This window comes from Xanthomonas arboricola pv. juglandis (genome assembly GCF_001013475.1).
GTDB lineage: Bacteria > Pseudomonadota > Gammaproteobacteria > Xanthomonadales > Xanthomonadaceae > Xanthomonas > Xanthomonas arboricola.
The window spans coordinates 712757-732596 of sequence record NZ_JZEF01000001.1; the positions used below are offsets into that span (position 1 = coordinate 712757).

Sequence of the window (19840 nt, forward strand, 5' to 3'; positions counted from 1 at the left end):
GTGGATCTGTCGCTCACCTTGCAATACGTGGTCATCGCCCTGGCGGTGTTGCTCAGCCTATGGGTAGTGATGAAGAAGCAATTTCCCGGCACGCTGCGGCGCCTGCGTGGCGCAGTGGCGATCGGCCTGTTGCGCGATGGGCGGCCTGCATGGATGCGGGCGCTGGGCCGCCGCGTCGCACCGCCGGCCGCGCAGAACGCCGCGGCCTGTGGTGGCTGCGACAGCTGCGGGCCGACGCCGCCCCGTCGTCACTGACGCACTGCATCCCTTACACTTGCGCGGCCGCAGGACGCGGTGGTGCAGGGGGCGCAGATGCGGTTGTTGGTGTTGTTGGCGGTCCTGGCGGCAGTCGCCGGTGTTTACAACTATGGCGGTAACGCGCTGGACGAAGCGCAGGTGCGCGATTTCTACGCCGCGCACGACAAGGCAATGCGTGGTCAGGACGGCGAAGCGCTGTGTGCGATGACCGCGCCGGCGTTCGAAATGGTGGTGCTGTACCGCATGGATTCGCATCAGCAGCGGCAGACCACCACACGCGAGCAGTACTGCAAATCCAATGGCGAGTGGGCGCAGGTGCTGCGTCAGATGCGTCATGTGGCCAACCCGGAAGAGGTGATCGACTACAAGCAGTCGATCACCAGGATCGAGATCGCCGCCGATGAAGCCTCGGCCATGGTCGAGACACGTGCCACGCTCGGCTTGCCGGGGGTGCGCATGACCTTCCGCTCGCGCGACAAGCTGATCCGAAAGCGCTGGAAGACCTTGATCGAACGCAGCGAAGGCACGGCCTGGGTCGGCCCGGCGTACGAGTAGGCGCCGCCGGCACTATCGCTGCCGCATTGCCAAGGCGGTGCCATCGATGCGCCGACGCGATGCCGGTCATCGGCACGCGCCGATCTGGCTCGCTGCCCAGCCGACCTGCGCACGCAGCCTGCGTCGGCAGAAACAGGTGACATTCCGTGCATGGCGATGCACGCGCGGCGATCGCCTTGCTGGCAGACGCCAACGCGAGTATGTCGACCGTACTGCACGGCAATGTCGGTAGCGCCAGCGCAACGCAGGAAGGCAGGTCGCCACGCGTGGCGATGGTCGGTGCGGCACTACCCCCCGTCATTGGCCGAGGTGCGCATCCGACGCTGCAGTGCACAGCGGTGCGCATCCGACGCTGCAGTGCACAGCGCGCCGGCCATACGCCTTCGCTATGCTTGGGCCATGACGACCTCCTTCCAGATCTCCCGACGTGCGCAGGCGCTGACCAGTTCGGCGATTCGCGAAATCCTCAAGGTGACCGAGCGGCCGGAGGTGATTTCCTTCGCCGGCGGGCTGCCGTCGCCGGCCACCTTTCCGGTGGAGCGCATGCGCGCGGCCAGCGATCAGGTGCTGCGCGATGCGCCGCAGGCCGCACTGCAATACGGTCCCACCGAAGGCTATGCGCCGCTGCGCGACTGGGTGGCCGCACGCCTGAGCCGCGACGGCGCCAGCGTCCGGCCCAGCCAGGTGTTGATCACCACCGGCTCGCAGCAGGGGCTGGACCTGCTCGGCAAGGTCTTCATCGATGAGGGCAGCAAGGTGCTGGTGGAAACGCCGAGCTACCTGGGTGCGTTGCAGGCGTTTTCGCTGTTCCAGCCTAGCTTCGTCGGCATGCCCTCGGACGAGGACGGGGTGGTGGTGGACGCGTTGGACCCTGCATTGCTGGCCGATGCGCGCTTTCTGTACTGCCTGCCGAATTTCCAGAACCCCACCGGTCGCCGGTTGCCGCTGGCGCGGCGCCAGGCCCTGGTGGAGCGCGCAGCAGCAGCGGGCGTGCCGATCGTCGAAGACGATCCGTATGGCGAGCTGTATTACAGCGGCCGGCCGCTGCCGAGCCTGTTGTCGCTCAATCCGGAGGGCGTGATCTACATGGGCTCGTTCTCCAAGGTGCTCGCGCCCGGCTTGCGGCTGGGCTATGTGGTTGCGCCCGAGGCGGTGCTGGGCAAGCTGATCCAGGCCAAGCAGGCGGCCGATCTGCATACGCCGTCGTTCACCCAGCGCGTGGTCCACCAGACGCTGCAGGACGATTTCCTGGACACGCATATCCCGCAGATCCGCGCGCTGTATGCGCGCCAATGCAGCCTGATGCTGGAGGCCCTGGATCGGCATTTCCCGCCCCAGGTGCAATGGAATCGCCCCGAAGGCGGCATGTTCCTGTGGGTGAGCCTGCCGCCCGGGCTGGACGGCACCGCGCTGCTGGCGCGTGCGATCGCGCGCAATGTCGCGTTCGTGCCGGGCGCGCCGTTCTACGCCACCTTGCCGCAGGTCAATACCTTGCGGCTGTCGTTCGTCACCGTGCCCGGCGACAGGATCGATGCCGGCATCCAGGTCCTGGGAGAGGTGTTGCGCGAGGCGCTGGCCGAGTTGCCCGGGCAGGGCGCGTGACCACGCAGACCAGTGGCGTGCAGGCGCCGGCGCTCGCGGTCAGCATCGACCGCGTGGCGATCGGGGTCGCACGCGATTTCACCCGCCCCGGTAGCCGCAGCGCGATCGACAAGCGTGCGGTGGACGGTCCTGTGCGCGTCGGGCCGGACAAGGCGATCCATCACTATCCGCGCGATCACTACGCTGCCTGGCAGGCCGACCTCGGCGCGCACGCGTTGCTGGAGACGGCCGGCGCGTTCGGCGAGAACCTGAGCAGCGTCGGCCTTACCGAGGCCGAGGTCTGTCTGGGCGATCGCTTTGCATTGGGTACGGCGGTGGTGGAAGTGTCGCAACTGCGTCAGCCGTGCTGGAAGCTGTCCGACCGCTTCGGCCTGCGCGACATGGCGCGCCGCGTGCAGGACAGCGGCCGCACCGGCTGGTATTACCGCGTGCTGCACCCCGGCGACGTGGCAGCCGGCGACATGCTGACGCTGCAGCAGCGGCCGCATCCGCAATGGACGCTGTCGCGCCTGCAACAGGTGTTGTACGCGCGCGATGTCGATGCCGCCGCCATCACCGCAGTGTTGCAGCTGCCGCTGGTGCCGTCATGGCGGGCGCTATTCGAACGCCGCCTGCAACGCCGCGAAATAGAGAGCTGGAGCAAGCGCCTGCATGGCGCAAGCGACTGAGAGCCGCCAGCACCTCGCACGCAATCAAAGCCCGCAGCCGCGCTAGCTGCAGGGCTGAGATTTGGGATTCGGGAGTCGGGATTGGGGAATCGCGGTCACGAAGTCGGCAAACGCCACCTTCCAGGCGCCGCCATGATGGCCGTGTGCCATGCGTCTTCATCGTCCTTACCAACGTACAGCGGCGCAGCCCTCACCGACCCATGGCCGCTCGCGCCGTTGTGTGCCAACCACCACGCGCACCCCACGGACGCCACCAAGCCAAAGCGCCACAGCACATAAAACGCGCACACCCGCACCCGCTCTCACGAGTCCCTGATCCCGATTCCCGATTCCCGGCTTTAACGACTCCCCAATCCCGACCCCCCAATTCCAGCTTTTACGATTCCCGATTCCCGATTCCCGATTCCCAGCTATCTTGTACAACCCCATCGCCCAGCTAGGCCTGCCGCCATGACAACGTCTCCTGTGAAAGTTCTGATCCACGGCGCCTCCGGGCGGATGGGCAAGGCATTGCTGCGTCTGGCTGCCGAAGACGAGGCCTTGCATGTCGTCGGCGCGGTGGTGGGGCGTGCGCCCTCGCAGCGCGTGGTGGACGGCGTGCCGTATTTCGCCGCCAGCGAGCTCGGCGGTGCGCCGAGCTTCGACGTGGCGATCGACTTCAGCCTGCCGCAGGGCTTCGCGCCGATCCTGGCGTTGTGCGCGCAGCGCGGCAAACCGCTGGTGTCCGGCACCACCGGTCTGGATGAGGCGCAGCGCGCCGCGTTGCTGGAGTCCGCGCAGCAGATTCCACTGGTGTGGGCGTCCAACTTCAGCCTGGGCGTTGCGGTGCTGACCGAACTGGTGGAGCGTGCCGCCGGCAGCCTGCCGGGCTGGGATTGCGACATCGTCGAAGCCCACCACGTGCACAAGCAGGACGCACCCTCCGGGACCGCGCTGACGCTGGGGGAGGCGGCCACCGGCAGTGGCGCGCAGCCGCGCTTTGCCAGCCTGCGCGCCGGCGACATCGTCGGCGAGCACACGGTGCAGTTCACCGGGCTGGGCGAGCGGGTGGAACTGGTGCACCGCGCGACCAACCGCGACATCTTCGCGCGTGGTGCCCTGCATGCGGCCAAGCGGCTGCTCGGCAAGCCGCCCGGCAGCTATCGCGTGCGCGATCTGGTGCTGTAAGCGCTGCGTCGCCGCGCATGAATGGCGAATGATCGCAGTGGCGCATTCATCCCGCCATTGCGATGCCGGCACGGCAGCCGGTGTTCTTCAGGCTGGCATGCCGGGGCACTTGCCTTTACAATTCTCGCTTGCCCGAACCAGCGTCGGACCGGTCCCCAGCACCGCGTCCGCGCTTTGCTGCAACCGGAATTTGGCCGGAAGCGCATCGGAGTCCCAGGCAGCCAGAGCGAGACCCCCACGTGACCCAACCCGCAATCCTTGTCCTCGAAGACGGCACCGTGTTCGAGGGCGAATCCGTAGGCGCCAACGGGCTTTCCGTCGGCGAAGTGGTGTTCAACACCGCCATGACCGGTTACCAGGAAGTCCTGACCGATCCCTCCTACGCCCGCCAGATGGTCACGCTGACCTATCCGCATATCGGCAATACCGGCTTTACCGATCAGGATGACGAGGCCAGGAAGATCTGGGCTGCCGGCCTGATCGTGCGCGACGTGCCGCGTCGCCCCAGCAGCTGGCGCAGCGAAGTCGCACTGCCGGAGTGGCTGCAGGCCCGCGGTGTGGTGGCCATTTCCGGCATCGATACCCGCAAGCTGACCCGCCTGCTGCGGCAGAAGGGCGCCCAGAACGGCGCGCTGATGGCCGGCGAGATCGATGTCGACAAGGCGCTGGAAGCCGCGCGCAGCTTCCCCGGCCTGAAGGGCATGGACTTGGCCAAGGTGGTTTCCACCGAGACCAGCTACGGCTGGCAGGAAGGCTCGCTGGATCTGAATTCGGACACGTTCGTGCGGGCCGAGCTGAAGCACAAAGTTGTTGCTTACGATTACGGCGTCAAGCTCAACATCCTGCGCATGCTGGCCGACCGTGGTTGCGACGTCACCGTGGTGCCGGCACGCACGCCGGTGGCCGAGGTGCTGGCGATGCAGCCCGATGGCGTGTTCCTGTCCAATGGCCCGGGCGACCCGGAGCCCTGCGATTACGCGATCGCCGCGATCAGGGAACTGGTCGCGCAGAAGGTACCGACCTTCGGCATCTGTCTTGGGCATCAGCTGCTGGCGCTGGCCGCCGGCGCCAGCACGGTCAAGATGACCACCGGCCATCACGGCGCCAACCATCCGGTGCAGGATCTGGACGGCGGGCGGGTGATGATCACCTCGCAGAACCATGGCTTTGCGGTGGATGAAAGCACGCTGCCGGCCAATGTGCGGGTGACCCATCGTTCGCTGTTCGATGGCACCAACCAGGGCATCGCGCTGACCGACGCGCCGGCGTTCTCGTTCCAGGGCCACCCGGAGGCCTCGCCGGGGCCGCGCGATGTGGGGCCGCTGTTCGACCGGTTTGTGGAGTTGATGGCCAAGGATGCCAAGCGCGCATGAGCGCTCGGTTGATGGGTGTGCTGATCCTGCTGGTGGGCGCCGCCGTGGCCTATTGGGGCGTCTGGATGCCGCTGCAGCAGGCGCAGGCGGGCGTGGCGTCGATCACGCTGCCCGGAGGCATCAAACTGGCCTTGCTGGTGCCGATGTGTGTCGTCTTCGGCATCGGCTATGTGGTTGGAGGAGGATCCTTTCACCAGCGCATGCAGAACACCGACCCGGACAAGGTGCGTCGCTGGGGCAAGACCTCCGGGACCGGCTGGCTGTTGCTCCTGGTCAGCTTCGCCGCCGCGTTCGCGCTGCATCAGTGGATGCAGAACACCCTGCGCGCCCTGGGCTATGGATACGCCGGATGACCCCGGCTTTCGGCTCCGTGGAGTCGATGCAACATCATGCCGCGTCGCGATGCGATCGCCGCGGCCACTCTTCCGCACCTGCGGCTTGCCGCATGTTCCTAATCGAGTAAAGAAATGCCAAAGCGCACCGACCTAAAAACCATCCTGATCATCGGCGCCGGCCCGATCGTCATCGGCCAGGCCTGCGAGTTCGATTACTCCGGCGCGCAGGCGTGCAAGGCGCTGCGCGACGAGGGGTATCGCGTGGTGCTGGTCAACAGCAATCCTGCCACCATCATGACCGACCCGGACATGGCCGATGCGGTGTACATCGAGCCGATCAACTGGCAGACGGTCGAGAAGATCATCGCCAAGGAAAAGCCTGATGCCCTGCTGCCGACCATGGGCGGGCAGACCGCGCTGAACTGCGCGCTGGATCTGGCCGACCACGGCGTGCTGGAGAAGTACAACGTCGAGCTGATCGGCGCCAAGCGCGAAGCCATCCGCATGGCCGAAGACCGCGAGCTGTTCCGCGTGGCGATGGGCGAGATCGGCCTGGATTGCCCCCGGGCCGAAGTGGCGCACACGCTGGAAGAGGCGCTGGATATCCAGACCCGCGTCGGCTACCCGACCATCATCCGCCCCAGCTTCACCCTGGGTGGCAGCGGCGGCGGCATCGCCTACAACCGCGAAGAGCTGATCGAGATCGTCGGCCGTGGCCTGGAACTGTCGCCGACCACCGAAGTGCTGGTGGAAGAGTCGGTGCTGGGCTGGAAGGAGTTCGAGATGGAAGTGGTCCGCGACACCGCGGACAACTGCATCATCGTCTGCGCGATCGAGAACCTCGACCCGATGGGCGTGCATACCGGCGACTCGATCACCGTGGCACCGGCGCAGACGCTCACCGACAAGGAATACCAGCGCCTGCGCGATGCCTCGATCGCGGTGCTGCGCAAGATCGGTGTGGATACCGGCGGTTCCAACGTGCAGTTCGGCATCAGCCCGACAACCGGCCGCGTGGTGGTGATCGAGATGAATCCGCGCGTGTCGCGTTCCTCGGCGCTGGCGTCCAAGGCCACCGGCTTTCCGATCGCCAAGGTCGCCGCCAAGCTGGCGGTAGGCTATACGCTGGACGAATTGAAGAACGAGATCACCGGTGGCCTGACCCCGGCCTCGTTCGAGCCGTCGATCGACTACGTGGTCACCAAGATCCCGCGCTTTGCGTTCGAGAAATTCCCGCAGGCCGATGCGCGCCTGACCACCCAGATGAAGTCGGTGGGCGAGGTGATGGCGATGGGCCGTACCTTCCAGGAATCGCTGCAGAAGGCGCTGCGTGGGCTGGAAACCGGCAAGATCGGGCTGGATCCGACCGGGCTGGACCTGAGCAGCGAAGACGATATCGCCTCGCTCAAGCGCGAGCTCAAGGCGCCGGGTCCGGAGCGCCTGTTCTATGTCGCCGATGCCTTCCGCGCCGGCATGAGCGTGGCCGATGTCTATGCGCTGTCGTTCATCGACCCCTGGTTCCTGGATCAGATCGAGGAACTGATCAGCCACGAGCAGCAACTGGCCGACGACGGCATGCAGGCACTGGATGCGGCGCGTCTGCGCACGCTCAAGCGCGCCGGTTTCTCCGACGCGCGGCTGGCCGAGTTGACCGGCACCAACGAGGAATCGGTGCGCACGCTACGTCGCGCGCTCAAGGTGCGCCCGGTCTACAAGCGCGTGGATTCCTGCGCCGCCGAATTCGCCACCAGCACCGCGTATCTGTATTCGACCTACGAGGACGAGTGCGAGGCGCTGCCGACCGACCGCGACAAGATCATGATCCTGGGCGGTGGCCCCAACCGCATCGGCCAGGGCATCGAGTTCGACTACTGCTGCGTGCATGCGGCGCTGGCGCTGCGCGATGACGGCTTTGAAACCATCATGGTCAACTGCAACCCGGAGACCGTGTCCACCGACTATGACACCTCCGACCGTCTGTACTTCGAGCCGCTGACGCTGGAAGACGTGCTGGAAATCGTCGAGCTGGAAAAACCCAAGGGCGTGATCGTGCAGTACGGCGGCCAGACCCCGCTGAAGCTGGCGCGCGCGCTGGAAGCCAACGGCGTGCCGGTGATCGGCACCTCGCCCGATTCGATCGATCTGGCCGAAGACCGCGAGCGTTTCCAGCAGCTGGTCGACAAGCTGGGCCTGAAGCAGCCGCCGAACCGCATTGCCCGCAATGCCGAGGAAGCCCTGGTGCTGGCGCGCGAAATCGGCTATCCGCTGGTGGTGCGCCCGAGCTACGTGCTGGGCGGCCGCGCGATGGAAATCGTCTACGGCGAATCCGACCTGGCGCGCTATGTGCGTGACGCGGTCAAGGTCTCCAACGATTCGCCGGTGCTGCTGGACCGCTTCCTCGACAACGCGGTGGAAGTGGACGTGGACATCATTGCCGACAAGGACGGCAACGTGCTGATCGGCGGGCTGATGGAACACATCGAAGAAGCCGGCGTGCATTCGGGCGATTCGTCCTGCTCGCTGCCGCCGTATTCGCTCTCGCCCAAGACCCAGGCCGAGCTGCGCCGTCAGGTGGTGATGCTGGCCGAAGGCCTGAACGTGGTCGGCCTGATGAACACACAGTTTGCGGTGCAGGTGAACGAGGCCGGCGACGATGTGGTGTTCCTGCTGGAAGTGAACCCGCGTGCCTCGCGTACCGTGCCGTTCGTGTCCAAGGCGATCGGCATGCCGCTGGCCAAGATCGCCGCGCGCTGCATGGCCGGCAAGACGCTGGCCGAGCAGGGCGCCACCAAGGAAATCGTGCCGGGCTATTACTCGGTGAAGGAGGCGATCTTCCCGTTCGCCAAGTTCCAGGGCGTGGACCCGATCCTCGGGCCGGAGATGCGCTCCACCGGGGAGGTGATGGGCGTGGGCCGCAGCTTCAGCGCCGCGTTTGCGCGCGCGCAGGAGGCCGGCGGCATCAAGGCCCCGCCGGTGGGCAAGGCGTTCGTGTCGGTGCGCGATCCGGACAAGCAGCGCGTGTTGCCGGTGGCGCAGGCGCTGGTGGAGCGTGGCTATACGCTGGTCGCCACGCGTGGCACCGGAGCCTGGCTGCAGCAGAACGGGCTGAGCTGCGAAATCGTCAACAAGGTCGCCGAAGGGCGCCCGCATATCGTCGATTCGATCAAGAACGGCGAGATCGTGTATATCGTCAACACCACCGAAGGTCGCGCCGCCATCTCCGACTCGTTCTCGATCCGGCGTGAAGCGTTGCAGCATCGCGTGACCTATTCGACCACCGTTGCCGGCGCCAAGGCGCTGGTGCATTCGCTGGAATTCCGCGGCACCGGCCCTGTGTGGTCGCTGCAGGAACTGCACAAGGAGCTGGAAGCATGAGAGCACCCATGACGGCAAAGGGCGCGCAGCGTCTGCGCGAAGAGCTGGACCAGCTGAAGTCGGTCAAGCGTCCGGCGGTGATCAATGCGATCGCCGAAGCGCGCGCGCACGGCGATCTGAAGGAAAACGCCGAGTACCACGCCGCGCGCGAGCAGCAGAGCTTCATCGAAGGCCGCATCAAGCAGCTGGAAGGCGAGCTCTCGCATGCCGAGATCATCGACATCACCAAGCTGTCGGCCGGCAACAAGATCGTGTTCGGCGCCACGGTGACGCTGGCCGACACCGAGACCGACGAAGAGAAGCGCTACCAGATCGTTGGCGATCTGGAAGCGGACATCAAGCTGGGCATGATCGCGATCTCCTCGCCGCTGGCGCGTGCGTTGATCGGCAAGCTGGAAGGCGACTCGGTCACCATCGATGCGCCGGCCGGCCAGCGCGAGTACGAAGTGGTCAGCGTTGCCTATCTGGACTGACGGGTCGGGATTGAAGAACGCCACCGCCCGATGACCACTGCCACGCTGCTGCTGCCGGAAAAACGCCGTCTGCCCGGTGAACTGGGCGACACGCCGGTGGCGCGTGCGCTGGCGCGTGCCGATCAGCAAGGTGCCGAGCCCGGCGAAGTGGCGCAGCTGCAGCGCCACTTCGCACTGACGCCTGCGCACTGGCCGGTGGCCGCGTTGACCCGCCAGCTCGATGCCGGCGATGCGGCCGGTGCGACCTGGGTGCGTGCCGATCCGGCCTATGTGGTGCCGGATATGCAGGGCGCGCGCTTGATGGGCTACGGCGAGGCGCTCGGCCCCACGGCCGAGGACCTGGCGGTGTTGCTGCCCATCCTCAAGCCGATGTTCGGCGATGCCGGCTTCCTGCTGGATGCGCCCACGCCTGCGCGCTGGTACCTGCGGTTGTCGCCGGATGCCAAATTGCCGGAATTTGCGCCACCGGATCTGGCGATCGGCGATGACCTGTTCGAGCATCTGCCGGCCGGCGAGATCGGCCGGCGCTGGCGCGCCTTGCTGACCGAGGCGCAGGTGCTGCTGCATCAGCATCCCTGGAACGAGGGCCGCGTGGCCAGCGGCAAGCCGGCGATCAATTCGCTGTGGTTCTGGGGCGGTGGCGTGCTGCCGCATGCGGTGAGCTCGCCGCACCGTCAGGTACGCAGCCGCGAATCGCTGCTGCGTGCGCTGGCGCTGTCGGCCGGTGCCGATGCGCAGGGCGAACAACGCGTGGATGCATTGGTGGACCTGCGCCATCTGCGCTCGCTGCAGCAGTTCAGCGACGACGCGGTGGCGCCGTTGCTGGCGGCGATGGCGCGTGGCGAACTGGATCGGCTGGTGCTGGATTTCCAGGACGGCGAAACCGTGTCGCTGACGCATGCGCAACGCTGGCGTTTCTGGCGCAAGCCGCGGGTACAGCTGGCGCAATGACCTCCACCCCGCGGATCGTCCGGCGCCCACCCGGGCAGGCCGGCAGTTGGCCCGATGCCATGTTGCCGCTGTTGCGCCGCATCTATGCCGCGCGCGGCGTGACCGATACGCAGGGCGCGCAGCCGCGTCTGGGGCAGTTGCTGTCACCGCAGTTGTTGCACAACAGCGACGTCGCGGCCGAGCTGCTGGCCGATGCGATCGCACAGCAGCGTCGCATCTTGGTGGTGGGCGATTTCGACTGCGATGGCGCCACCGCCTGTGCGGTCGGCGTGCGTGGCTTGCGCATGCTCGGCGCGCTGGATGTCCACCACGCGGTGCCCAATCGCATGGTGCATGGCTATGGTCTGTCGCCTGCGCTGGTGGACGAGCTGGCTGCATTGCAGCCGGATCTGCTGGTCACCGTCGATCACGGCATCGCCTGCCACGCCGGCGTGGCCGCGGCCAAGGCGCGTGGCTGGACGGTGCTGGTCACCGATCATCACCTGCCTGGTGAGGTGTTGCCGCCGGCCGATGCGATCGTCGATCCGAACCTGGCCAACGACCGCTTCCCGAGCAAATCCCTGGCCGGGGTCGGGGTGATCTTCTACGTGCTGATGGCCTTGCGCGGCGTGCTGCGCGCGCGCGGCGCCTTTGCCGAACGCGCCGAGCCGGATCTGTCGGTATTGCTGGACCTGGTGGCGGTCGGCACGGTCGCCGATCTGGTGCCACTGGACACCAACAACCGTGCGCTGGTGTCGGCCGGCCTGCGCCGCCTGCGCGAGGGCAAGGGGTGCATCGGCCTGCGCGCCCTGATCGATGCCAGCGGCCGCGACGTGGCGCGCCTGAGCGCCAGCGATATCGGCTTTGCATTGGGGCCACGTCTCAACGCCGCCGGCCGGCTGGAAGACATGGCCCTGGGCATCGAACTGCTGCTCAGCGAAGACTGGAGCCGGGCGCGCGAGATCGCCGGCACCCTGGAAGAGATCAACGCCGAGCGTCGCGCGGTGCAGCAGTTGATGACCGACGATGCCGAGCAGGCGGTCACCAAGGTGGTGCTGGATGCCGATGGCGAATTGCCGATCGCCGCGTGCCTGTTCGACGCCGACTGGCACCCCGGTGTCATCGGCCTGGTCGCCTCCAAGCTCAAGGACCGGCTGCATCGCCCGGTGATTGCATTGGCGCCGGCCGAGCCGGGCAGCAGCCAGCTGCGTGGCTCGGCGCGTTCGATTCCCGGCCTGCATATCCGCGATGTGCTGGCTGCCGTGGACGCGCGCCACCCGGGCCTGATCCAGAAGTTCGGCGGGCATGCGATGGCGGCCGGATTGAGCCTGGAGCAGGCCGCGCTGGCGACCTTCGAGCAGGCATTCCGGCGCCAGGTGCAGACAATGGTGGACGCCTCGTTGCTGCATGCCGAATTGCACAGCGACGGCGAACTGGCCGCGCACGAGCTCGATCACCTGCATGCCGAGGCACTGCGCGTGGCCGGGCCGTGGGGGCAGGGCTTTCCCGAGCCGCTGTTCGATGGCCGATTCGAAGTGCTGCAATGGCGCCTGCTCAAGGAGCGCCATCTCAAGCTCACGCTGCGCTGTGCCGGCCGCGCCGAACCGCTCAACGCCATCCACTTCAATGGCTGGCGCGGCAGCGAGCCGGCACGCATGGTGCGGCTGGCGTACCGCCTGGTCAGCGACGATTATCGCGGCGGCACCGCGGTGCAGTTGATCGTCGAACATTGCGAGCCGGCGACAGTCACTGGCTGAGCTGCGGGCTCAGCGTTCTCTCTACCTTTTGTAGGCTGCACCTGACGTCATCTGGATGGTCCAGACCGCGTTGGTCGAGGGCGCGTGGTGTCCTCGCCGCTCGCCGGATGCGCCGTGAATCCGTCCGTGAAGGGAGCTGAGCGTCGGGTTCTCAGGCGCGCGGCTGCCAGTCGCTGGCTTCGGTAAGGGGCGGCAGCGCGGCCGGGGATCGGCTCCTCGGTTCGGTCAGACATCCTGTCTGACTCGCCGCCGCGGCACATCCTGAGTGCCGCTCTCCGCCAATCCCCGGCCACGCTGCCGCCTCGGCATGTCGTTTCCGCGACCTGGTCAAGGCAGGCCGCTTCACCATCTTGTTTGCAAGCTTCGCGATGACGACGCTGCAGGTGTTTTCTTGAAGGCCTGTGTTGTTCGGCGTGTGCCGGGGAGCCGATCGGACGCGCCGTGATCCAAGCCACACGCGTCGTGCTCCGCCTGCAACCACGCACACCGACCGTCTGACAGGTCCTTGCCTGCCCACCGTCGCGGGACCTTGAGCGGCATGGATGCCGCGCCAGAGCCTGCATGGACGTACTTGCGGCGTGTCCTGCGATGGTGGGCGGGCAAGGGCCTTGCAGCCAGGCTGCAGCTCAGCCGCTCTGCACGTGCTCTGCACTGAACTTCGCACCACAGGCGGCATTTATGCGGGAGTACACGCTCGAAGAGCCGCATGCCTGACGGCCGCAAAGCAGTCTGGTTTGCAGTTCGAAGCGTCCTGCAAGACCGTGCAAGCGCACATTGGCGCTCGCACTCGCTCGCACTGTCCTCGCCCCGATCAGGGCGCCTTCTTGACTTCGGTCACCAAGGTCGGCAATTCCCACGCGCCGCCAGCGGCGACCAATCTGCACAGGCCGGAGGTGGATTCGGAGGTCGGCACGAAACGGCGGCCGTCCCAGGTCCAGCTGGCCTCGCTGTAGCAATCGCCCAGGCCACGGCCCTTCTGCGATTCAAGGATGGTGGAACCGTCGATATCGCTGGCGTGCGTGGTCACCAACGTCGGCGCGAAGGGCGCGCGTGCATTGATCACCCAGAAACCGGTGCCGACGTTGTAGGCGCCCATCCAGCAGTCGGTCGACACCAGCAGTTTGTCGCTGCTGAGCCGGGTGATCGACAGCGGCTCGGCCGTATCGTCGGCCTGCAGTCCCTTGCATTCCTCATCGGCCGGCAAGCTGGCACGCAGTGCTTGATAGAGCGCAGGCAGCGTGCCCAGGCGCGCATCGGCCGCTTGCGGTGCTGCCAGTTTGACCGCGCGCACCTGCGGTGCCGGCACGGCCGGCAGCACCGTGGCTTCGTCGCGATCGCCCTTGCGCACCAGTGCGCCGCGCGTGCCTAGCCGGCCCTGGAACTCGTCCATCTTCAGCAACACCGCCGCCGCCCCACGATCGGACAGCTGCCAGCGGCGGCCATCGTTGCCCACTGCCACGATCTTGCTGCTGCGGGTCAGTGCGGCCAGCAGTGCGGTCACCTGCGCGCTGGTCAGCGGCGCGGTGCCGCTGTCGCGATTCAATGCCAGCTTGCCCAGGTCGCGCTGGTCGATGCGCAAGCTGAGCGAGGCCGGCATCTTGACCTCGTCGTACTGGCCCAGCATCAACTCGGCGGTGACCGCTTGTCCGGCACCGGCCTTGCGCGTCAGCAGCACCGACACCGGCGTGCTGTCGTCTTCATCCGGCTGATAGCCGGCAGCGCGGCAGGTGCGGGTGTTGTCGCAGGCGATGGTCCAGTCCTGGTGGTCGAAGGCGATGCCCACCGGCGCATCGGCAAGGGCGGCGACAGGCGCGAGCAACAAGGTGGCGGCAAGCAGGGTAGGGCGCATGGTGTCTTCGAAAGAGCGTGTCCGGCGCGCATCTTGCGTTGCTGCCGACGGGCCGTCCAGTGCGTGGCAGGCGAAACAGCGCCACCCCTGCGCCTGGTGTTCATGAGGTCATCGGCATGACGTCGGCCTTCCTCGCCGAACGCGGCGTGCGTGCGCGCAATCCGAACAAGGGACGCAACCAGCGCACCCGGCGGATCGCAAACTCATGCAACGCCAGGCAGCCGATCACGGTGGCGGCGATCACCAGCGTCGGCTCCAGCCAGGCATTCAGATGCAACGGCATCAGCCAGTACAGCGTCACGATGATCAGGCTCTGGTGCAGGATGTACCACGGGAACACCGCCTCCGTGCAGTACGGCAGCCAGCGGAACGGGCGGTTCAATCGGTGCCTGGCCCAGCCAAGAATCGTCAGCAGCGCCAGCCAGGTGTAGGCGGCACGTGCGCTGTGCTCGATCACCGCCCACGGCAGCGCGGCCAGCGCTGCACCCGGTTGCGCAGTCTGCCAATGGATGCTGGCATAGCGAATGGCCAGTTCGGTGCCGATTGCCGTAAGCGCGGTGCCTAGCGTGAGCCAGCGCAGCTGCACGGCCCACTGCCAGAAGCGCTCGCTGCGCGCCAGCAGGTATCCCAGGACGAACAACGGGAACGACTCGGCGTGCACGAACCAGTCGCCAAACAGCGCGTGGGTGGGCGGGTGGCGCGGCATCACCCACAGCACGCAGAACGCTTCCCACAGGATCGGCAACAGCAGCAGGGCCGGCACCGCCAGCGCAGTGGGCAGGCCCGGTAACGCACTCAGCCGCAGCGGGCGTGTCAGCGATACCAGCGCCATCAATGCGACGGTATAGGGCAGCAGATAGGCCAGATACCACAGGTGGTTCCAGGTGATGCCATGCTGCCAGCCATCGAAACTGCCGGCCGGCCACGGCCGCACCTGCCAGTAGCGCAACAGGAAGTTGCCCAAGCCCGGGCTGACCTTGCCGTTGCTCACGCCCTGGCAATAGGCCTGCACCGCCACCACCACGAACATGCCGAACAACAACGGTGGCAGCAATCGCCCGCAGCGCCGCAAGGCAAAGCGCCAGGGCGTGGCCTGCGGCCGCGACAGCCCGATGGCGATGCCGGAGATCATGAACAGCAAGGGCATCCGCCAGCGGTTGAGCACGATCATCGGCCATTGCAGCCACTGCGCGGTGTGCACGCTCTTGAGGTGGAACTCCCAGTCGGCCACGTAGGCCATGCCCGCGTGGTAGAGGATCAGCAGTGCGAAGGCGAAGACGCGCAAGGCGTCGATATCGTGGCGGCGCTCGGTCATGGTCGTGTCGGTAGGAGACATGCCCGCATCCTCGGCAACGCCGGCCCCAGGCAGCTGCGCCAAGGGTGGCAATGCCGTCCCGGAGTGACCAGTTGCGGTCCTGCAGGGACGAACCGGGGGCGGCCAGCGGGCGGTTTGCATAGAATGCGCGGATGAATTCACCTGTGTCCGGGGCGATCGAACGCGAGACCGACAGCGATGCCAATGCGGGCAGGCGCTGGGTGGCGTTGATCTGGCTGCTGGTTTTCTATGGCAGCGCGCTGGGCAACACCGCCAGCACATGGCTGGCGGCACGGCGCGACGGCCAGCCGCTGCTGCTGTGGCAGGTGCTGACCTGGGAGTTGAGCAGCGCGACCGTCTCACTGCTGCTCTTGCCGCCGCTGATCTGGCTCTGCACGCGTTGGCCATTGCATGCCGATGTCTGGCGGCGGCGCGTTCCTGTCTATATTGCGGCCGCACTTGCCTGGTGGCTGCTGCACGTGAGCGGCATGGTGCTGCTGCGCAAGCTGGTCTATCTGGCGGTCGGTGCGCACTACGATTTCGGCGCCTTGCGGTTGCAGTGGATTTACGAGCTGTCCAAGGATCTGCGCACCTTTGCCCTGCTGGTGGCGCTACGCCACACGCTGGCCTGGTATGGCCGGCGTCGGCAGGGCGAGGCGCATCTGCTGGCCGCGCCGGACGAAGGCCCGCCGGTCGAGCCACTGGACCGTCCGGAACGCTTTCTGGTGCGCAAGCTGGGGCGCGACTTCCTGGTCGCCACCGCCGACATCGAGTGGATCCAGGCGTCGGGCAACTACGTCAACCTGCATGTACGCGGCCACGATTACCCGCTGCGCAGCACGATGGCCGCGATCGAGGCCAGGCTCGACCCGGCCGCGTTCGTGCGCATCCATCGCAGCTATCTGGTGAAGCTGGCACGCGTGCAGGCGATCGAGCCGCTGGAATCCGGCGACGCCCGCGTACACCTGGCCGACGCCGGCGTGCTGCCGTGCAGTCGCCGTTACCTGGCTGCATTACGGGCGTTGGCGGGGCAGGCGCCCACACCGCAGCGTGTCGAGGCCGCGCCGGGCTGACCGTTCCAGGCGGTCAGCCTTGCGACCGGAGCGAGCGCCAGCCTCGCAGTGGCAGATGAGCCCAGACGCTCGTCATCTGGACCGCCTGCTGGCTGCCTTGCTCCGGTCTGAGCTTGCAGTGGTCGCCATGACGTCCATGGCCGGCACGAACCTGCGGCCCGTCACGATCGCCACCGCGTTCCGCCGCCGCCGCCCGCTTGCTAAACTACCGGGCTTGTTTGCCGGAAATCCGTCATGATCGAAACCAATCCGATCCGCCAGCGCATCACCGATCTCAGCGATCGCGTGCTCTCGCTCAGGGGGTATCTTTGACTACGACGTCAAGAAAGAGCGTCTAGAAGAAGTCAGCCGGGAGCTTGAGAGCCCCGACGTGTGGAACGACGCCGAGCGTGCGCAGGCCCTGGGTCGCGAGCGCTCGCTGCTGGAAAAAACCGTCATCGGCATCGCCGATGTGCTGGCCGGCCTGAGCGATGCCGGCGATCTGCTGGAATTGGCCGAAAGCGAGCAGGACGAAGACACCGCGGTGGCGGTAATCGCCGATCTGGACAAGTACCAGACCCATGTCGAAAAGCTGGAATTCCAGCGCATGTTCTCCGGCCAGATGGACGGCGCCAACGCGTTTGTCGACATCCAGGCCGGCGCCGGCGGCACCGAGGCGCAGGACTGGGCGGAGATCCTGCTGCGTATGTACCTGCGCTGGGCCGAGTCGCGCGGCTGGAAGACCGAGCTGATGGAAGTGTCCGGCGGCGAAGTGGCAGGCATCAAGTCGGCCACGATCCGCATCGAGGGCGAGTACGCCTATGGCTGGCTGAAGACCGAGATCGGCGTGCACCGGCTGGTGCGCAAGTCGCCGTTCGATTCGGACAACCGCCGGCATACCAGCTTCACCTCGGTGTTCGTGTCGCCGGAAGTGGACGACAACATCGAGATCGACATCAATCCGGCCGATCTGCGTACCGACGTGTATCGCTCCTCGGGTGCCGGTGGTCAGCACGTCAACAAGACCGAATCGGCGGTGCGTATCACGCATATCCCGACCAACACCGTGGTCGCCTGCCAGACCGGCCGCAGCCAGCACCAGAACCGCGACAACGCGATGAAGATGCTGGCCGCCAAGTTGTACGAGTTGGAGGTGCAAAAGCGCAATGTCGAGCGAGACGCGCTGGAAGCCACCAAGTCCGACATCGGCTGGGGCAGTCAGATCCGCAATTACGTGCTCGATCAGAGCCGCATCAAGGATCTGCGTACCGGCATCGAACGCAGCGATACGCAGAAAGTGCTCGACGGCGATCTGGACGAATTCGTCGAGGCCAGCCTCAAGGCCGGTCTGGCGGCAGGCTCCAAGCGCCTGGATGCCTGATCGCGCGGAGACGTCGCTGCGCCTGCCGCGCATCGACGTCTCCGCGCTTGCCGCCACGCGTGCAGCGCAATGCAGCGCGACGCATCGCCACGCAGTCCCGTTGCGCCGTGCAGTTGGCACCGATACACCGTAAAACGCAGGAACCGGCCAGCCCGGTTCCGCATTCTCCACCGGGCACGCGCCCGATCCACAGCAGACCGATTCCGCCATGACCGAGCAGACCCCCGCGCCGCAGATCCCCGCCGACGAGAACAGCCTCATCGCCGAGCGTCGCGCGAAACTGGGCGCGTTGCGCGGCCAGGGCATCGCCTATCCCAACGATTTCGTGCGCGAACATTTCGCCGGCGATCTGCAGGCCGAATTCGCCGATGCCCACACCTGGACCCCCGAGGCGCTGGAAGCGACCGGACGCACGGTCAGGATGGCTGGGCGCCTGATGGCCAAGCGGGTGATGGGCAAGGCCAGCTTTGCGCAGATCCAGGACGAGTCCGGGCGCGTGCAGCTGTTCCTGCAGGGCAATGTGCTCGGCGATGCCTATACCGCGTTCAAGGGCTGGGATGTCGGCGACATCGTGGCAGTGGAGGGCGGGCTGACCCGTACCAAGACCGGCGAGCTGTCGGTCAAGGCCAGCGCGCTACGCCTGCTGACCAAGTCGTTGCGTCCGTTGCCGGACAAGTGGCATGGCTTGTCGGACGTGGAGCAGCGCTATCGCCAGCGCTATGTCGACCTGATCGTCACCCCGGAAGCGCGCGAGGTCTTCATCAAGCGCTCCAGGATCATCCGCGCGATCCGCGCCTGGCTGGACGCGCGCCGCTTCCTGGAAGTGGAAACGCCGATGATGCATTACATCCCCGGTGGCGCTACCGCCAAGCCGTTCACCACCCACCACAACGCGCTGGACCTGGACCTGTACCTGCGCGTGGCGCCGGAGCTGTACCTCAAGCGGCTGGTGGTCGGTGGCCTGGAGCGCGTCTACGAGATCAACCGCAACTTCCGCAACGAGGGCGTGTCGACCCGGCACAACCCCGAGTTCACCATGCTCGAGCTCTACGAGGCCTATGCCACGTACCACCAGATCATGGACCTGACCGAACAGGTGATCCGCGACACCGCGCAGTCGGTGCTGGGCACCACGCAGGTGAACTGGGACGGCGCCGCCATCGATCTGGCGCCGGCTTTCCGGCGCTGGCGCATGGATGAGGCCGTCCGTCACCACAATCCTCAGATCAGCGCGGCCGATTGCACTGATCGCGACGCGCTGCTGGCGCACTGCGAGCGGCTGAAGATCAAGGTCAAGCCGTCCTACGGCTGGGGCAAGCTGTTGCTGGAAATCTTCGAGGCCACCGTGGAACACACGCTGGTGCAGCCGACCTTCATCACCGACCACCCGGTCGAGGTGTCGCCGCTGGCGCGTTCCAGCGACACCGAGCCGGGATATACCGACCGCTTCGAGCTGTTCATCAACGGCAAGGAGCTGGCCAACGGCTTCTCCGAGCTCAATGACCCGGAAGACCAGGCCGCGCGGTTCCAGGCGCAGGTGCAGGCCAAGGACGGTGGCGACGACGAAGCGATGCATTACGACGCCGACTACATCCGTGCGTTGGAGTACGGCATGGCGCCGACCGGCGGCCTGGGTATCGGCATCGACCGCCTGGTGATGCTGCTGACCGGCAGCACCTCGATCCGCGATGTGCTGCTGTTCCCATATATGCGTCCGGAAGCCTGATCTTTTTTGTGCCGTCGGCGTGCC

General features: G+C 66.6%; 17 protein-coding genes. 14 read left to right on the plus strand and 3 right to left on the minus strand.

From position 1 onward, the window contains the following. From XARJCFBP2528_RS02920 to XARJCFBP2528_RS02935, 4 genes are all read left to right on the plus strand, one after another. Positions 1-255, plus strand: coding sequence for a DUF6587 family protein (locus tag XARJCFBP2528_RS02920; protein ID WP_016904924.1), 255 nt, complete (start codon positions 1-3; stop codon positions 253-255). Between the two features lie 57 nt (positions 256-312). Next, entirely contained in the window at positions 313-813 is a 501-nt protein-coding gene (locus XARJCFBP2528_RS02925) for a hypothetical protein (protein WP_026064918.1), read from the plus strand. Positions 814-1212: 399 nt separating this feature from the next. Continuing rightward, the gene (locus XARJCFBP2528_RS02930) at positions 1213-2415 is read left to right on the plus strand and encodes an aminotransferase-like domain-containing protein (RefSeq protein ID WP_047124291.1); all 1203 of its coding nucleotides are present in this window, start codon (positions 1213-1215) and stop codon (positions 2413-2415) included. Then, entirely contained in the window at positions 2412-3083 is a 672-nt protein-coding gene (locus XARJCFBP2528_RS02935) for an MOSC domain-containing protein (RefSeq protein WP_016904921.1), read from the plus strand. Before XARJCFBP2528_RS02930 ends, XARJCFBP2528_RS02935 begins: the two co-directional genes overlap by 4 nt. Before the next feature lie 42 nt (positions 3084-3125). Here the strand turns inward: XARJCFBP2528_RS02935 and XARJCFBP2528_RS24400 are convergent, their stop codons facing one another. Next, a complete protein-coding gene (locus XARJCFBP2528_RS24400) occupies positions 3126-3233 on the minus strand; it encodes a flagellar motor protein MotB (protein ID WP_115655336.1) in 108 nt (35 codons plus the stop codon). Between the two features lie 300 nt (positions 3234-3533). Between XARJCFBP2528_RS24400 and dapB the strand changes: the two genes are divergently transcribed. The 7 genes from dapB (at position 3534) to recJ (ending at position 12493) form a co-directional block, all read left to right on the plus strand. Next, on the plus strand, positions 3534-4250 hold the full coding sequence (dapB, locus tag XARJCFBP2528_RS02940) for a 4-hydroxy-tetrahydrodipicolinate reductase (RefSeq protein ID WP_047124292.1): 717 nt from the start codon (positions 3534-3536) through the stop codon (positions 4248-4250). A 239-nt stretch (positions 4251-4489) separates the two neighbouring features. Further along, positions 4490-5623: a glutamine-hydrolyzing carbamoyl-phosphate synthase small subunit gene (gene carA / locus XARJCFBP2528_RS02945; RefSeq protein ID WP_016905104.1), complete on the plus strand. Its 1134-nt coding sequence runs from the start codon at positions 4490-4492 to the stop codon at positions 5621-5623. A gap of 11 nt (positions 5624-5634) precedes the next feature. Continuing rightward, a complete protein-coding gene (locus XARJCFBP2528_RS02950) occupies positions 5635-5976 on the plus strand; it encodes a hypothetical protein (RefSeq protein WP_232087973.1) in 342 nt (113 codons plus the stop codon). A gap of 114 nt (positions 5977-6090) precedes the next feature. Then, entirely contained in the window at positions 6091-9333 is a 3243-nt protein-coding gene (gene carB / locus XARJCFBP2528_RS02955; protein WP_016903165.1) for a carbamoyl-phosphate synthase large subunit, read from the plus strand. An 8-nt stretch (positions 9334-9341) separates the two neighbouring features. Next, positions 9342-9806: a transcription elongation factor GreA gene (gene greA / locus XARJCFBP2528_RS02960; protein WP_016903166.1), complete on the plus strand. Its 465-nt coding sequence runs from the start codon at positions 9342-9344 to the stop codon at positions 9804-9806. A gap of 30 nt (positions 9807-9836) precedes the next feature. Continuing rightward, positions 9837-10757, plus strand: coding sequence for a hypothetical protein (locus tag XARJCFBP2528_RS02965; protein WP_016903167.1), 921 nt, complete (start codon positions 9837-9839; stop codon positions 10755-10757). Continuing rightward, the gene (gene recJ / locus XARJCFBP2528_RS02970) at positions 10754-12493 is read left to right on the plus strand and encodes a single-stranded-DNA-specific exonuclease RecJ (RefSeq protein WP_026064475.1); all 1740 of its coding nucleotides are present in this window, start codon (positions 10754-10756) and stop codon (positions 12491-12493) included. Before XARJCFBP2528_RS02965 ends, recJ begins: the two co-directional genes overlap by 4 nt. A gap of 811 nt (positions 12494-13304) precedes the next feature. Here the strand turns inward: recJ and XARJCFBP2528_RS02975 are convergent. Together XARJCFBP2528_RS02975 and XARJCFBP2528_RS02980 are read right to left on the minus strand one after the other, a co-directional pair. Then, entirely contained in the window at positions 13305-14342 is a 1038-nt protein-coding gene (locus tag XARJCFBP2528_RS02975) for a DUF1176 domain-containing protein (protein WP_016903169.1), read from the minus strand. A gap of 100 nt (positions 14343-14442) precedes the next feature. Beyond that, entirely contained in the window at positions 14443-15657 is a 1215-nt protein-coding gene (locus XARJCFBP2528_RS02980) for an acyltransferase family protein (RefSeq protein ID WP_016903170.1), read from the minus strand. 152 nt (positions 15658-15809) lie between these two features. On the opposite strand from XARJCFBP2528_RS02980, the gene XARJCFBP2528_RS02985 reads away from it, so the two are divergent. The 3 genes from XARJCFBP2528_RS02985 to lysS all read left to right on the plus strand — a co-directional run bounded on the left by XARJCFBP2528_RS02985 (position 15810) and on the right by lysS (position 19816). Beyond that, on the plus strand, positions 15810-16730 hold the full coding sequence (locus tag XARJCFBP2528_RS02985) for a LytTR family DNA-binding domain-containing protein (RefSeq protein ID WP_080591358.1): 921 nt from the start codon (positions 15810-15812) through the stop codon (positions 16728-16730). Between the two features lie 234 nt (positions 16731-16964). Beyond that, positions 16965-18090, plus strand: a protein-coding gene (gene prfB / locus XARJCFBP2528_RS02990; RefSeq protein ID WP_100224782.1) for a peptide chain release factor 2 whose coding sequence is annotated in 2 segments (ribosomal slippage) — positions 16965-17039 and positions 17041-18090 — 1125 coding nt in all. Because the reading frame shifts where the segments join, the coding sequence is not laid out codon by codon here. Positions 18091-18298: 208 nt separating this feature from the next. Next, positions 18299-19816, plus strand: coding sequence for a lysine--tRNA ligase (lysS, locus tag XARJCFBP2528_RS02995; protein WP_016903173.1), 1518 nt, complete (start codon positions 18299-18301; stop codon positions 19814-19816). Positions 19817-19840 lie beyond the last annotated feature (24 nt).

Bases quoted from the DNA above. Each gene is read 5' to 3' on its own strand.
- XARJCFBP2528_RS02965 (WP_016903167.1), top strand. From the start codon at position 9,837: ATGACCACTGCCACGCTGCTGCTGCCGGAAAAACGCCGTCTGCCCGGT.
- XARJCFBP2528_RS02950 (WP_232087973.1), top strand. From the start codon at position 5,635: ATGGGTGTGCTGATCCTGCTGGTGGGCGCCGCCGTGGCCTATTGGGGC.
- lysS (WP_016903173.1), top strand. From the start codon at position 18,299: ATGACCGAGCAGACCCCCGCGCCGCAGATCCCCGCCGACGAGAACAGC.
- carB (WP_016903165.1), top strand. From the start codon at position 6,091: ATGCCAAAGCGCACCGACCTAAAAACCATCCTGATCATCGGCGCCGGC.
- XARJCFBP2528_RS02980 (WP_016903170.1), bottom strand. From the start codon at position 15,657: ATGACCGAGCGCCGCCACGATATCGACGCCTTGCGCGTCTTCGCCTTC.
- dapB (WP_047124292.1), top strand. From the start codon at position 3,534: ATGACAACGTCTCCTGTGAAAGTTCTGATCCACGGCGCCTCCGGGCGG.
- greA (WP_016903166.1), top strand. From the start codon at position 9,342: ATGACGGCAAAGGGCGCGCAGCGTCTGCGCGAAGAGCTGGACCAGCTG.
- XARJCFBP2528_RS24400 (WP_115655336.1), bottom strand. From the start codon at position 3,233: ATGGCACACGGCCATCATGGCGGCGCCTGGAAGGTGGCGTTTGCCGAC.
- XARJCFBP2528_RS02925 (WP_026064918.1), top strand. From the start codon at position 313: ATGCGGTTGTTGGTGTTGTTGGCGGTCCTGGCGGCAGTCGCCGGTGTT.
- XARJCFBP2528_RS02975 (WP_016903169.1), bottom strand. From the start codon at position 14,342: ATGCGCCCTACCCTGCTTGCCGCCACCTTGTTGCTCGCGCCTGTCGCC.
- XARJCFBP2528_RS02985 (WP_080591358.1), top strand. From the start codon at position 15,810: ATGAATTCACCTGTGTCCGGGGCGATCGAACGCGAGACCGACAGCGAT.
- XARJCFBP2528_RS02930 (WP_047124291.1), top strand. From the start codon at position 1,213: ATGACGACCTCCTTCCAGATCTCCCGACGTGCGCAGGCGCTGACCAGT.
- recJ (WP_026064475.1), top strand. From the start codon at position 10,754: ATGACCTCCACCCCGCGGATCGTCCGGCGCCCACCCGGGCAGGCCGGC.